Raw genomic sequence first — 14,974 nt, forward strand, 5'->3', positions numbered from 1 at the left:
CCTTTACGCCGCGTACAAAAAAACCGGACGACCTTGCGGCCGCCCGGTTTCGATGAAGCGATTACAAATGCGATTCGGCGTATTCGGCCAGGATCGAGCGTGGTACCCCTTGCAGGGTGATGTGCACCCCGTTCGGGAAGTCCTTGAAGCGTTCAGTGAGGTAGGTCAGCCCGGAGCTGGTCGCGGACAGGTAAGGGGTGTCGATCTGCGCCAGGTTGCCCAGGCACACCACTTTGGAACCGGCGCCGGCACGGGTGATGATGGTTTTCATCTGGTGCGGCGTGAGGTTCTGGCATTCGTCGATCAAAATCAGGCTCTGCTGGAAGCTGCGGCCCCGGATGTAGTTGAGGGATTTGAACTGCAACGGCACTTTGCTGAGGATGTAGTCGACGCTGCCATGGGTGCTTTCGTCATCCATGTGCAAGGCTTCGAGGTTGTCGGTGATGGCGCCCAGCCACGGCTCCATTTTTTCCGCCTCGGTGCCGGGCAGGAAGCCGATTTCCTGGTCCAGACCCTGCACGCTGCGGGTGGCGATGATGCGGCGATAACGTTTGCTGACCATGGTCTGCTCAATTGCAGCGGCCAGCGCCAGGATGGTTTTACCCGAACCCGCGGCACCCGACAGGTTGACCAGGTGGATGTCCGGATCGAGCAAGGCGTACAACGCCAGGCTCTGATAGATATCACGCGGTTTAAGGCCCCAGGCTTCCTGGTGCAGCAGCGGTTCCTGGTGCAGGTCGAGGATCAGTAAGCGGTCCTCTTCAATCTCCTTGATCCAGCCGACAAAGCCCTGTTCATCAATGATGAATTCGTTGATGTGCACCGCCGGCAGGTTGTCGATCAATTGCACCTGATGCCAGGTGCGGCCGTGGTCCTGACGGGTTTCGACCTTGCTCACGCGGTCCCAGAAAGAGCCGGTCATGTTGTGGTAGCCATTGGGCAGCAAGGACACGTCATCGACCAGTTGGTCAGTGCTGTAGTCCTCCGCCGCGATCCCGCAGGCGCGCGCCTTGAGGCGCATGTTGATGTCTTTGGTGACCAGCACCACGGGCTTCTTCGGATCGCGTGCGTGCAGGTCGATCAGCTGGTTGATGATTTTGTTGTCGTTCAGATGCTCGGGCAGAATCAGGTTCGGCTCGGCATGTCTGCTCATCAGAATTGACAGCAAACCCTTGGGTCCGCTTTTGCCACGCTGGATCGGCACACCCTGCTCGACGTCCTCGGGTGAGGCATCGCCCAGAGTCTTGTCGATGAGGCGGATGGCCTGGCGGCATTCGGCGGCAACGCTGTGATGCCCGCTCTTGAGCTTGTCGAGCTCTTCAAGCACGGTCATCGGGATCGCGACGTGGTGTTCTTCGAAGTTAAGCAGCGCGTTTGGATCGTGAATCAATACGTTGGTATCGAGTACATAAAGGATTGGCTGGTTGGAAGAAGAGCTACGTCCGTGATCATCCATACTCGGTCACCTTTGTGGGAGCCAGTCGACGCAATACCTTGACGGTGCTGCGCCTCGAAGTGACTGCCGAATCTCACCCTGCCGTACCGATAAAAAGCAGAGTCAAGTGACTGCAAACAAGAGGAGTCTTGGGAGACGCCACCTGTGTTGCAGGTTTCGGCGGTCTGCCTTCGTAATACTCCAAAACGTGTGACAGAAAAAAGTACTTTGACGCTTTTTTGAAGTTTATTTTTCAGAGTGACCAATAACACTTGGCGGACTGCCATCACCCGTTTACAGTCGGAAGTCAACCTGCAACGAATCCCCTTCCAAAATCGCCAAAAACCCAATATTTACGGGGTTTTGTCTCTTTCAGCGAAACGCATCCTGGCAATCCTCCCAACCGATCCCGACAGGCGCCGTTTGTGTGACCAGCCACGGTAATGCCGTTTTCACTGCATCCTGTTTCACATTGAAATTGATCACCCCATGCCGCCACAGCAGCATCAGGGTCAGCACCCGTTGTGCACTCGGGTTGCCCTTGAGTTTGCCGGCGCCGTCCTGGGCGTCGATGTCCCACAGTGCTACCTGCACCCCCTGAGCCTTGAAGAAGCCTTCGGCATCGGACCGGCGCTGGCCATCGGGCGGACGGAACAGTGGCACGTAGTTCTCAGGCAGCTTGCTTTTGACCAGTTCGGCGCTGCGGTGCACCGAGTCCTGCCAGTCCTGCCAGTGGCTGTGGGAGCGGAACTCCCAGCCTTGAACGCCAATGCACTGGGTCGAGTAGGTTGACTGCAGGTTGCTCACCGAATGCTCGGCCAAACGGGCCTGGATGTCCTTGCCGAGGACAAAGAACGTCCCGCTCAGGTTCGACTTGCGCAGGTACTCGGTGACCCAGGCGGTGTTATCCGGTGCGGTGTTGGCAGCGCTGTCGAAGGTCAGCAGAAACAGCCGGTCATGCATCCCGTCGCCGCTGCGCTCATAGTCGCCAAAACGATCGACTTCACTGCTGGTTTGCGGGAACAGCGCAGCCTTGCGCAACTGTTCGTCCAGGTACTGGGTGTGGAACTCACGGCTCGGCTCGGCCCACTTGATGTAGTAACTGTCTGCGCCGACCTGGAACTTGGCGGCCTGCTCGCGCAGGGTGGGCAGGTCTTCGACCAGAAAACAGAAGGAGGCATCCTGGTCGCAGCTCTGTTGGGCGAAGTTGTAGTTGCTCAGCAGCCGTTGCCACATGCGCTGACGAACCCGGTTGACCGACTCCAGATTGATCGTGCGCAGGCCCAGGCGCTGGGCCAGGGCGGGCTCATCCAGCGACTCGTTGGCCAAGAGCACACTGGAAAACATGAGGATCTCGGCCCTCGACGCCACATCGAACAGCGTCGGGTTGCCGAGTTTTTCTGGCCAGGTGCTGCGATCAAGCGTCGCCACATCGCCCGGTGCCGCAATGGCGACGAAGCTCAGTAGCCAGATCGAGATGAGAAAAGCGATACGCAATGGGATGTCTCCATAACAAAACCCGCGCGGCACTATAGCTGATCGAGACACACCTCCTGCAGTAACACTGAACCACTGTGGGTTTGGTGCAAAGCCACCGGCCATCACCTATGGACGCGATAGCTGGAGTCAACGAGGACAACCCCCTAGAATCGCCGCCACGATTAAAGGAGACGACTTCATGCTGATGGTGATTTCACCCGCCAAGACCCTCGACTATGAAACACCGCCGGCGACCCAGCGCTTCACCCAGCCGCAGTACCTCGACCATTCCCAGGAGTTGATCCTGCAATTGCGCGAGTTGTCCCCGGCGCAGATCAGCGAGTTGATGCACGTCTCCGACAAGATCGGCGGGCTCAACGCCGCGCGTTTCGGTAGCTGGACGCCCGCGTTTACCCCGGAAAACGCCAAGCAGGCGCTGCTGGCCTTCAAGGGCGACGTGTACACCGGCATGAATGCGCAAACCCTCAGCGAAGCCGATTTCGACTATGCCCAGCAGCATTTGCGCATGTTGTCGGGCCTGTATGGCCTGTTGCGCCCACTGGACCTGATGCAGCCTTATCGCCTGGAAATGGGCACGAAACTGGCCAACGCCCGGGGCAAGGATCTGTATGCCTTCTGGGGCACGCGCATCAGCGAATGGCTGAACGAAGCCCTGGTCGATCAAGGCGATGACGTGCTGCTCAACCTGGCGTCCAACGAGTACTTCTCGGCGGTCAAACGCAACGCCCTGAACGCGCGCATCATCAATACCGAATTCAAGGACCTGAAGAACGGCCAGTACAAAATCATCAGCTTCTACGCGAAAAAGGCTCGCGGCTTGATGAGCCGCTTCGTCATCGAAGAGCGCATCAACGATCCGGCCACCCTCAAGCAGTTCGACGTTCAAGGCTATCGCTACAGCGCCGAACAATCCAAGCCGGACAATCTGGTGTTTCTGCGCGATCACGCACCAGAGTGATGCATCCAGTCGGCGCACGACCTCCACAAGTCTCGTGCGCCGACCCTTGATTCACTTCAGCCTTCCCCCGCCATTTCGCCATTTTTATGGCGCCAAAAATTCATCACCCGGTTTCCTAACTTTAGTTTCACTCGACTTCAATCATTTTTTTGCGTAGTGGCACTGATTTTTTTTAACAGTAGTGGCAAAAAACTATCCACCCCAATTATCCGCCTATATATAAAGGGCGAAACGGCAAGTGCTATCAATTTGAGAGCAGTGCCATCTTTCTCAATATTTCAAAAAATTTCAGATTTCACGATGAGCGGACTGGAACTATGTCCAAACGCGTCGCTCATACCACCGGTAACGATTCTCGCCGAGCGTGTACGAGATAACTTACGCAGATAAGCGATTCACGTAGCGAAGTTGTAATAATAACTTGCGCTGACTAATCACTGATTTGGACAACAGCAAGCGGACAGGAGATAACGCGGTATGACTATCCCCTACAAGGCCACGGCAGCGCCCCTATAAACGTGCTCCCCCGAGCACCCAACCGCTTGATCCACGGGCTTTCGGCCTGACATCAAGCGTGTAATACCTTTGCGCCAGCATCCCCCTGAAAAGAGGATCGGCTGCATAACAGGGCAAATCACAACAACAAGGCCTAGTTGCGCACACCTTGAGTGCATTTATTTAGACACTCGTAATTTACATGCCAGCACACGGCGTTGTTGCGCCTGTAAGTCGCACTTGCGAGTGCACTTTAACCGCTGCACACCATTAACTCTGGCCATTTAATGGCTCGATGTATACAGGCTTGATAATAGAGAGGTAATTGCGATGCGCATCAGCATTTTTGGTTTGGGTTACGTCGGCGCAGTATGTGCCGGTTGCCTGTCTGCACGGGGTCATGACGTTGTCGGCGTCGATGTGGCCAAAGACAAGATCGATATGATCAATGCCGGTAAATCGCCGATTGTTGAACCGGGCCTGGGCGAACTTCTGGCCCAGGGCATCCAGACCGGTCGTCTGCGTGGCACCACCAACTTCGCCGAGGCGATTCGCGACACCGACCTGTCGATGATCTGCGTGGGCACGCCGAGCAAAAAGAACGGCGATCTGGAACTGAACTACATCGAGGCAGTGTGCCGCGAAATCGGTTTTGTCCTGCGTGACAAGACCACCCGCCACACCATCGTCGTGCGCAGCACCGTGCTGCCGGGTACCGTGGCCAACGTGGTCATCCCGATTCTCGAAGACTGCTCCGGCAAGAAGGCCGGCGTTGATTTCGGCGTGGCCGTAAACCCTGAGTTCCTGCGCGAAAGCACCGCGATCGCCGACTACGACCAGCCGCCAATGACCGTCATCGGCGAATTCGACAAGGCTTCCGGCGACGTTCTGCAATCGCTGTACGAAGAACTCGACGCACCGATCATCCGCAAGGACATCGCGGTCGCCGAGATGATCAAGTACACCTGCAACGTGTGGCACGCCACCAAGGTCACCTTCGCCAACGAAATCGGCAACATCGCCAAGGCGGTCGGCGTCGATGGTCGCGAAGTGATGGACGTGGTCTGCCAGGACAAGACCCTCAACCTGTCCCAGTACTACATGCGCCCGGGCTTCGCCTTCGGCGGCTCGTGCCTGCCAAAAGACGTGCGTGCCCTGACCTACCGCGCCGGTTCCCTGGACGTGGAAGCGCCGCTGCTCAACTCGCTGATGCGCAGCAACGAATCCCAGGTGCAGAACGCTTTCGACATCGTTTCCAGCCACGACAAACGCAAAGTCGCCCTGCTGGGCTTGAGCTTCAAGGCCGGTACCGACGACCTGCGCGAAAGCCCGCTGGTTGACCTGGCGGAAATGCTGATCGGCAAGGGCTATGACCTGAGCATCTACGACAGCAACGTCGAGTACGCCCGCGTTCACGGTGCCAACAAGGACTACATCGAGTCGAAGATCCCTCACGTCTCGTCCTTGCTGAACTCCGATTTCGACGCGGTGATCAACAACTCCGACGTGATCATCCTCGGCAACCGTGACGAGAAATTCCGCGCCCTGGTGAAGGACGTTCCACACGGCAAGCAGGTGATCGACCTGGTGGGTTTCATGTCCAAGGCCACCAGCGTGACTGGCCGGACTGAAGGCATTTGCTGGTAACCACGGTTCCGTAGGAGCTGGCGAAGCCTGCGATCCTTTGGCGCCTTCAGGGGCGCCAAAGGTCCCTGGATCGCAGCCTGCGGCAGCTCCTACGGGCTGCTTTCTACGCCTGCCAAAACCCCATCGGGCCACCCCAAAGGCTCGCCCGAGATTGAGACGGATGCAGATTATGCACAGGCTAAAGCACGGCCTACTCCAGGCCGCCGGTTGGCTGTTCTACCTGAGTTTACTGATGGGCCTCGCCATGGCGTTGCCCGTGTCCACGTTCGACTCCGAGTCGAAGGACTTCATTTTCCTGATTGGCGCCGTGGGTATCTGGCGCTACTCGATGGGTGCCACCCACTTTGTGCGCGGCATGATTTTTCTGTACATCGTCTACCCCTACCTGCGACGCAAAGTGCGCAAGCTGGGCAAAGCGGCTGACCCGTCCCATGTATTCCTGATGGTCACCAGCTTCCGTATCGATGCCCTGACCACTGCGCAGGTCTACAGCTCGGTGATCCGCGAAGCCATCGACTGCGGCCTACCGACCACCGTGGTCTGCTCCATCGTGGAAATGTCCGATGAGCTGCTGGTGAAAAGCCTGTGGAACCGGATGAACCCGCCGTCCCGGGTGAAGCTCGACTTCGTGCGCATTCCCGGCACCGGCAAACGCGATGGCCTGGCCTACGGCTTCCGCGCCATCTCCCGGCACCTGCCGGACGATCGCGCCGTGGTCGCGGTGATCGATGGCGACACCGTGCTGGCCGAAGGCGTGGTGCTCAAGACCGTGCCGTGGTTCCAGCTGTTCGGCAACGTCGGCGGCCTGACCACCAACGAATTCTGCGAAGTGCGCGGCGGCTACATCATGAGCGAATGGCACAAGCTGCGTTTCGCCCAGCGCCACATCAACATGTGCTCGATGGCCTTGTCCAAGCGCGTGCTGACCATGACCGGCCGCATGTCGGTGTTCCGCGCCACCGTGGTCACCAACCCGGATTTCATCGCCGATGTGGAAAGCGACTCGCTGCAACACTGGCGCCTGGGTCGCTTCAAGTTCCTTACCGGCGATGACAAGTCGAGCTGGTTCAGCCTGATGCGCCTGGGCTACGACACGTTCTACGTGCCCGACGCGGCGATCAACACCGTTGAACACCCGCCGGAAAAGAGCTTCATCAAGGCCAGCCGCAAACTGATGTTCCGCTGGTACGGCAACAACCTGCGGCAGAATTCCCGTGCCCTGGGCCTGGGGATCAAACGCCTCGGCGTGTTCACTTCGGTGGTGCTGTTCGACCAGCGCGTGTCGATGTGGACCTCGCTGCTGGGCCTGACTGTGGCGTTGATCGCCAGCTTCAAGTACGGCACCGCGTTCATCCTGGTGTACCTGCTGTGGATCGGCATCACCCGGTTCATCCTGACCTTGTTGCTGTCGTGCTCCGGACACCGGATCGGCCCGGCCTACCCGGCGATTCTCTATTACAACCAGATCGTCGGCGCGCTGGTGAAGATCTACGTGTTCTTCCGCCTCGACCAACAGTCCTGGACTCGCCAACCCACTTCTCTGACCCGTGATCTCGCCAGCTTTCAACGTTGGTTCAACACCTGGTCGTCTCGGACCATGACCTTCTCTGCCGGCAGCATTTTTGTCGCCGTGCTGCTGTTGATGGTCTGACCGAACCCGCCTGAATTAACTAGGAAAACGCCCCCTATGAATACCGCCGTCAACGCCAACGTAGTGCACGAATCCGAAGCCCAGCGCCAACACGCCCGAGTGAAAATCCCGGCCAAGTTGCGTTTCTTCGGCCCTGACCGGACGCCGGTCGAAGCCCGGGTGATCGACCTGTCCGCCGGTGGCCTGGCGTTCAACGCCGGTCAGTTGCCGCTGAAGATGGGTGACGTGTACAAGGCCCGCCTGCAATTCGTCATCGACAACCTCGGCCTGGCCATGGACGTCGAGTTGCAGGTCCGCTCCTTCGACCGCGAGACCGGACGCGCCGGCTGCCAGTTCCAGAACCTGGAACCACGGGACATCTCGACCCTGCGCCACCTGATCACTTCGCACCTGGCTGGCGACATCGTCAGCGTGGGTGAAATGCTGGCGACCCTGCAGCGCGACAACTTCACCAAGGCGCGCAAGGTCAAGGACGGCGGCCACGGCATGTCCGCGTTCGGACGCCTGAAAGCCGTGACCTTCAGCCTGGGGATCTTCGTTGTCGGCGTGGCTGCATTCGGCTTTGTCTTCAAATCGGTGTATGGCATGTACTTCGTCAGCCACGCACAGGCTGGTCTGGTCAGCGTGCCGGGCGTGAACATCACCATGCCCCGCGACGGCACCGTGCAGAGCCTGGTGAAAGCCGACGGCGTGGCCGCCAAGGGAGCACCGCTGGCGACCTTCAGCACCAGCATGCTCGACGTGCTCAAGGGCCATCTGGACGAAGACCAACTGCAGCCGGCCAAGGTTGAAGAACTGTTCGGCAAGCAGATGACCGGCACCCTGACCTCGCCTTGCGACTGCACCGTGGCCCAGCAAATGGTCGCCAACGGTCAGTACGCCAGCAAGGGCGACGTGATCTTCCAACTGGTGCCGCGCAACAGCGAAGCCAATGTTGAAGCGCGCTTCTCCTATCGCCAGTTCGGCGACGTGCGCCCGGGTACTTCGGTGCGTTTCCAGATCGCCGGCGAGGACAAGAGCCGCACCGGCAAGATTGTCAGCAGCACCAGCCTGAAAAGCGCCGACCTGTCTTCGGACATCCGCGTACTGATCCAGCCGGACGAAACCCTGGACAGCTCCCTCGCCGGCCGCCCGGTGGAAGTCAACAGCGACCGTGGCCCGAACCTGAACTGGCTGATCGACAAAGCCATGGCTGTCGGTCTTTAAGTCGAGGACATGCCTGTGACTACTCCAACCCTCAACACACCGCCGACCCTGTGGGAGCGAGCTTGCTCGCGATGGGATCGACGCGGTCTGTCTGATGCACCGAGCCAGCCGCATCGCGAGCAAGCTCGCTCCCACATGGGATTTGCGTTCTGTTCGCTAGCCCTGGCGGTCAGCCTCAGCGGTTGCGCCGGCCTGCCCGACCAGCGCCTGGCCAACGAAGCCCTCAAGCGTGGTGATACCACCACCGCCGCGGCGAACTATCGGCAACTGGCAGACCTGGGCTACAGCGAAGCCCAGGTCGGTCTCGCCGATATCCAGGTCGACAGCCGCGACCCGGCGCAGATGAAACAGGCCGAGGCGACTTACCGCGCCGCGGCCAACGTTTCGCCGCGCGCCCAGGCGCGCCTCGGTCGCTTGCTGGTGGCCAAGCCCGGCTCCACCGAAGCGGAACAACACGAAGCCGAAACCCTGTTGAAAAAAGCCGCCGCCGCAGGCGAAGGCAACACGCTGATCCCGTTGGCGATGCTGTACCTGCAATACCCGCACAGCTTCCCTAACGTGAACGCTCAGCAGCAGATCAGCCAATGGCGTGCCGAGAACAAACCGGAAGCAGGTCTGGCGCAGGTGCTGCTCTATCGCACCCAGGGCACCTACGACCAGCATCTGGATGACGTGGAAAAAATCTGCAAAGCCGCGCTCAACACCAGCGACATCTGCTACGTCGAACTGGCCACGGTCTATCAGAAACAGGCCAAGCCTGAGCAACAGGCCGAGCTGATCAAACAGATGCAAGCAGCTCACGCCCGCGGCACCGTTTCGGCGCAACGCGTCGACAGCGTCGCCCGCGTGCTCGCCGATGCGACCCTGGGCAAGACCGACGAGAAAACCGCCCAGTCGCTGCTCGAACCGATCGCACCGGGCTACCCGGCGTCGTGGGTCACTCTTGCGCAACTGCTCTACGACTTCCCCGAACTGGGCGACGTCGACCAGATGATGAAGTACCTGGACAACGGCCGCGCCGCCGACCAGCCCCGCGCCGAACTGTTGCTGGGCAAGCTCTACTTCGAAGGCAAACTGGTGCCGGCCGACGCCAAGGTCGCCGAAGAGCATTTCCAGAAAGCCGTCGGCCGTGAAGTCGCTGCCGATTACTACCTCGGCCAGATCTATCGCCGTGGTTACCTGGGCAAGGTCTATCCGCAGAAGGCCCTCGACCATCTGTTGACCGCTGCGCGAAACGGCCAGAACAGCGCCGACTTCGCCATCGCCCAACTGTTTTCCCAAGGCAAGGGCACCAAGCCTGATCCGCTGAACGCCTACGTCTTCAGCCAATTGGCCCTGGCCCAGAACACTCCGCAAGCCACCGAGCTTGCGCAAACAATCCAAACGCAACTGCCGCCCGACCGGTTGGCTGAAGCCCAACGCCTGTTGAAACAAGAACAGGCCGTGCGCGGTGCCCTGAGCCCGAACACGCCGGAACTGCATGCCCTGCAAGAAGAAGATGGCGAGGAATCCCAATGAAGTTGAATCCATTCATGAAGGCCGGCATTGGCCTGACATTCGCGCTGATCTGGTCTTGCCCGACGCTTGCTGCGATGACTGAAGAAACCAAGAACTTCGGCCTGGACGTGAAAATCACCGGCCAGTCCGAAGACGACCGCGACCTCGGCACCGCTCCTGGCGGCGACGTCAACGGCGTCGGCCTCGACCTGCGTCCGTGGGTCTACGGCGAAAGCGGCGCGTGGAGCGCCTACGCCATGGGTCAGGCGGTGACGTCCACCGACATCATCGAGACCGACACCCTGCAACAATCCGATGGCGCCGAAAACACCGACAACAATGATCGCCAGACCAAGAAAAACTACCTGGCCATGCGTGAATTCTGGGTCGGCTACAGCGGCTTCACGCCCTACCCCGGCGAGATCCTGAAACTCGGTCGTCAGCGCCTGCGCAATGACGATGGCCAATGGCGTGACACCAACATCGAAGCCCTGAACTGGACTTTCGACACCACCCTGCTGCGCGCCAACGCCGGTATCGCCGAACGCTTCAGCGAGTACCGCACCGACCTCAAAGAGCTGTCGCCGCAAGACAAGGATCGCCTGCACGCCTACGCCGATGCCGCGTACCAGTGGACACCGGGCAACTGGGTCGGCATTCGCGGTCACCACACCCATGACAACGGCAAGCTCGACTACCCGGAGCCGGGTGTACCGACGGATTCGCTGGACAAGAAACAGAACGGTGACATCAGCTGGCTCGGCCTGACCGCCGACAGCGACGCCTATAACTGGCGCAACACCAACACCGTCAATTACTGGGGCAGCATCACCGGCATGAGCGGCGACATCGACAAGGTCAACCCGCTGAACGCCGATGGCACGTCGCCAGCTGAAGCCAAGCGCGGTGAAGACCTCAACGGCTGGGCCACCGATGTCGGCGTGCGTTTGCGCCTCGATCCGCAATGGCAAGTCGGTGCCGCCTATGCTCGCGCCAGCGCCGAGTACGAACAGAACGGCCTGGAAAGCAACCGCTCGAACTACACCGGCACCCGCTCGCGAGTGCACCGTTTCGGCGAAGCCTTCCGTGGCGAAATGAACAACATGCAGACCGCCACCCTGTTCGGTTCGTGGATGCTCAACGACGAATACGACGCCAGCCTGATCTACCACAAGTTCTGGCGCGTCGACGGCAACAAGCCGGTCGGCAGCAATGGCATCAACGCCGTCGAGAACAATACCGACGACGTCACCGGCGCGATCCTCTCCAGCACTTCGCTGCCGCTGAACGATGGCGAGAAAGACCTCGGTCAGGAAATGGACCTGGTGGTCACCAAGTACTTCAAGCAAGGCTTGTTGCCGGCGTCGATGAGTCAGGCGATCGATGAGCCTTCGGCCCTGGTGCGCTTCCGTGGCGGCGTGTTCAAGCCAGGCGATGCGTACGGCAAGGAAGTCGATTCGTACATGCACCGCGCGTTCATCGACGTGATCTGGCGCTTCTGATGCAAACCGCGAAGGGAGTGCCCGACATGAACAATTCGAAGCGAGGTTCGCTCACCTTGCTGGCCGGCGCGATGCTGCTGGCAAGCTCGGCCGCCTTCGCCAACGTGGAGCCGGCAGCGCCTGCCAAACCGGCACGTGCGGCCACCATCGCCAAGGAACTGCAACAGGCCAAGACCTATACCGTCAGCAGCGCACCGACCGCGCCGCTGGAACTGGCCAAGCCGAAACTGCCGGACGTTTCCGGCTACACCGCTGAGGCCATCGCCGCGAAAATCGTGCGCAGCAAGGCCGGCAAGATCAGCGTGCGCCGGATGATGCAGGAAGACGCCCTGAAGGACTTCATCGGTGGCGACAACAAGATGGCCGAGTGGGTGGTGCGTCAGCACGGCATCCCCCAGGCGATCTTCGTCGACGACGGCTACATGAACCTCAAGGACCTGGCGAAGAAGCTGCCCAAGCAGTACTTCAGCGAAACCTCGCCAGGTGTGTTCCTCTCCCGGTTGCCGATCGTAGTCGGTCGCCACGGCATCCTGGAAATCGACAAGCAGACCCAGGAACTGCGCCTGTCCCAGGAGGCCGGTGCGTTCCTGGTCAACGACGGCCAGCTGTTCGTGCGCGACACCAAAATCACTGGCTGGCGCGAGAAGGACAACGGCCCGGCGACGTTCACTTCGCCGAAGGAATTCCGTCCGTTCCTACTGTCCTGGGGCGGCACCGAGACCTACATCGCCAACAGCAAGATCGCCAGTTTCGGCTACGCCAACAGTAAGTCCTATGGCGTGAGTATTTCCCAGTACACGCCGAACATGGCCAAGGTGCTCAAGCGCCCTGAACCGACCGGCTGGATCGTCGGCTCCGAATTCTCGGACATGTGGTACGGCTTCTACTGCTATGAAACCCGCGACTTCGTGGTCAAGGGCAACACCTACAAAGACAACATCGTCTACGGCATCGACCCGCATGACCGTTCCCACGGTCTGATCATTGCCGACAACACGGTGTACGGGACCAAGAAGAAGCACGGGATCATTATTTCCCGTGAGGTCAACGACAGCTTCATCTTCAACAACCGCAGCTACGACAACCACCTCTCGGGGCTGGTGATCGACCGTAACAGCGTGAACAACCTGATCGCCCACAACGAGATCTACCAGAACCACACCGACGGCATCACCCTCTACGAGAGTGCCGACAACCTGTTGTGGGGCAACCGTGTACTGAGCAACAAGCGTCACGGCATCCGTATTCGTAACAGTGTGAACATTCGCCTCTACGAAAACGTCGCCATGGCCAACGGCCTGACCGGCGTCTACGGGCACATCAAGGACCTGAGCAACACCGACCGTGACATCAAGCTCGACCCGTTCGATGCCCAGGTGTCGCTGATCGTGGTCGGCGGTGAGCTGGCGGCCAACGGCAGCGGGCCACTGTCCATCGACTCGCCGCTGAGCGTCGAGTTGTATCGCGTGTCGATGCTCGCGCCGGCCAAATCCAGCGGCATCAGCTTCACCGGCATCCTCGGCGAGCGCCAGGATGAAATTCTCGACCTGCTGGTACGCCAGCAGAAAGCCGTGCTGATCGACCCTGTCGAACGCCAGACCGAAATGCGGGACTGAGGATAATTTTATGCACCCACACTTGATCAAATTACTCAGCCTGTCGGCCCTGACCGCCGGCATTCTCGCGGCCAGCACTGGCGTGCGTGCCGATGAAGTCCAAGCGCCCAAGTTCAGCGCCGAACCGTGCTGCAGCCTGTGCCCGGCTGCTCACGATCCGAAGAACTACACCACCCGTTATCAGCAGAACTTCACCACGCTGGTGCAGGCCCAGGGCGACTGGTTGTTCCGGACCCAGGAAGACCTGCGCACCGAATTCGACACCACGCCCGCCGGCTACAAACGCATGAAACAACTGCACGATGCGTTCAAGAGCAAAGGCGTGGAACTGGTTGTCGTGTACCAGCCGACCCGTGGCCTGGTGAACCGCAACAAGCTCAACCCGGCGGAGAAAGCCAGCTTCGACTTCGACAAGGCGCTGCAGAACTACAAGTCCATGCTCGGTCGTTTCGCGCAGATGGGCTATGTCGTCCCGGACCTGTCTCCACTGACCAACGAGTCGTTGCCCGATACCCTGCCCGCCCACGATTTCTACTTCCGTGGCGACCAGCACTGGACCCCGTACGGCGCCCAGCGCACGGCGAAAATCGTCGCCGAGAAGGTCAAGCAGCTGCCTGAATTCGCCGACATTCCCAAGCGCGAATTCGAGACCAAAAAGTCGGGTCGCATGGGCAAGACCGGAACCTTGCACAACATGGCCGGTCAACTCTGTGGCACCAGCTACGCGATCCAGTACATGGATCAGTTCACCACCGAGCCGAAGGGCGAAGCGGGCGATGGCGATTTGTTCGGTGATTCCGGCAATCCGCAAATCACCCTCGTGGGTACCTCCCACAGCGGCAAGAACTACAACTTCGCCGGTTTCCTCGAAGAGGCCATCGGCGCCGACATCCTCAACGTGGCGTTCCCCGGCGGCGGCCTGGAAGGTTCGATGCTGCAGTACCTGGGCAGCGACGAGTTCCAGAAGAACCCGCCGAAGATTCTCATCTGGGAATTCTCGCCGCTGTACCGCCTCGACCAGGAAACCATCTACCGCCAGATGATGGCGCTGCTGGACAACGGTTGCGAAGGCAAGGATGCACAGATGTCCGGCAGCGCCACGCTCAAGCCGGGCAAAAACGAGTTGATGGTCAACAGCAAGAATATGGACCTGCGCAATGGTAGCCACCAGGTCGACATCCGCTTCGCCGACACCTCGGTGAAAACCCTGCAAGCCACCCTCTGGTACATGAACGGTCGCCACGAGGACATCAAGATCGACAAACCGGAAACCTCCGAGACTGACGGGCGTTTCGCTTTCGAGTTGCGCACGGACGAAGACTGGGCCTCGCAGAACCTGCTGGCCGTTGAAGTCCAGGGCCCGGAGCAAGCGGGTGCCGCGCCACAGAAAGTCGAAGCGAAAATCTGCAAACGCAACGTATTCCCGGGCGCCGAACAGCGTACTGCTTCGGTCGGGCAATGAGGTCT

At 59.8% G+C, this 14,974-nt stretch carries 10 protein-coding genes; 8 read left to right on the forward strand and 2 right to left on the reverse strand.

Annotated features, from left to right (window positions below; all coding sequences use genetic code 11):
• Positions 1–61: 61 nt before the first annotated feature.
• Entirely contained in the window at positions 62–1,456 is a 1,395-nt protein-coding gene (locus AC1D1M_RS20195; RefSeq protein WP_477776982.1) for a PhoH family protein, read from the reverse strand.
• 351 nt (positions 1,457–1,807) lie between these two features.
• Positions 1,808–2,932 carry a polysaccharide deacetylase family protein gene (locus AC1D1M_RS20200; protein ID WP_477776983.1) on the reverse strand — a complete coding sequence of 375 codons (1,125 nt, stop codon included), beginning with the start codon at positions 2,930–2,932 and terminating at the stop codon, positions 1,808–1,810.
• Between the two features lie 181 nt (positions 2,933–3,113).
• Here AC1D1M_RS20200 and yaaA point away from each other — a divergent pair, with 181 nt between their 5' ends.
• The 8 genes from yaaA (at position 3,114) to AC1D1M_RS20240 (ending at position 14,969) form a co-directional block, all read left to right on the forward strand.
• Entirely contained in the window at positions 3,114–3,893 is a 780-nt protein-coding gene (gene yaaA / locus AC1D1M_RS20205; protein WP_477776984.1) for a peroxide stress protein YaaA, read from the forward strand.
• Positions 3,894–4,718: 825 nt separating this feature from the next.
• A complete protein-coding gene (locus tag AC1D1M_RS20210; RefSeq protein WP_477776985.1) occupies positions 4,719–6,035 on the forward strand; it encodes a nucleotide sugar dehydrogenase in 1,317 nt (438 codons plus the stop codon).
• Positions 6,036–6,204: 169 nt separating this feature from the next.
• Positions 6,205–7,686 carry a mannuronan synthase gene (gene alg8 / locus AC1D1M_RS20215; protein WP_437128365.1) on the forward strand — a complete coding sequence of 494 codons (1,482 nt, stop codon included), beginning with the start codon at positions 6,205–6,207 and terminating at the stop codon, positions 7,684–7,686.
• A 36-nt stretch (positions 7,687–7,722) separates the two neighbouring features.
• Positions 7,723–8,892: an alginate biosynthesis protein Alg44 gene (locus AC1D1M_RS20220; protein WP_057713387.1), complete on the forward strand. Its 1,170-nt coding sequence runs from the start codon at positions 7,723–7,725 to the stop codon at positions 8,890–8,892.
• Between the two features lie 15 nt (positions 8,893–8,907).
• The gene (gene algK / locus AC1D1M_RS20225) at positions 8,908–10,410 is read left to right on the forward strand and encodes an alginate biosynthesis TPR repeat lipoprotein AlgK (protein WP_477776986.1); all 1,503 of its coding nucleotides are present in this window, start codon (positions 8,908–8,910) and stop codon (positions 10,408–10,410) included.
• Positions 10,407–11,891: an alginate export family protein gene (locus AC1D1M_RS20230; protein WP_477776987.1), complete on the forward strand. Its 1,485-nt coding sequence runs from the start codon at positions 10,407–10,409 to the stop codon at positions 11,889–11,891. The genes algK and AC1D1M_RS20230 overlap by 4 nt, the downstream gene beginning before the upstream one ends.
• Positions 11,892–11,917: 26 nt before the next feature.
• Positions 11,918–13,507 carry a mannuronan 5-epimerase AlgG gene (algG, locus tag AC1D1M_RS20235; protein WP_477776988.1) on the forward strand — a complete coding sequence of 530 codons (1,590 nt, stop codon included), beginning with the start codon at positions 11,918–11,920 and terminating at the stop codon, positions 13,505–13,507.
• A 10-nt stretch (positions 13,508–13,517) separates the two neighbouring features.
• Entirely contained in the window at positions 13,518–14,969 is a 1,452-nt protein-coding gene (locus AC1D1M_RS20240; protein WP_477776989.1) for an alginate O-acetyltransferase, read from the forward strand.
• Positions 14,970–14,974: the final 5 nt, after the last annotated feature.

Source organism: Pseudomonas sp. P1_F7 (assembly GCF_056405655.1).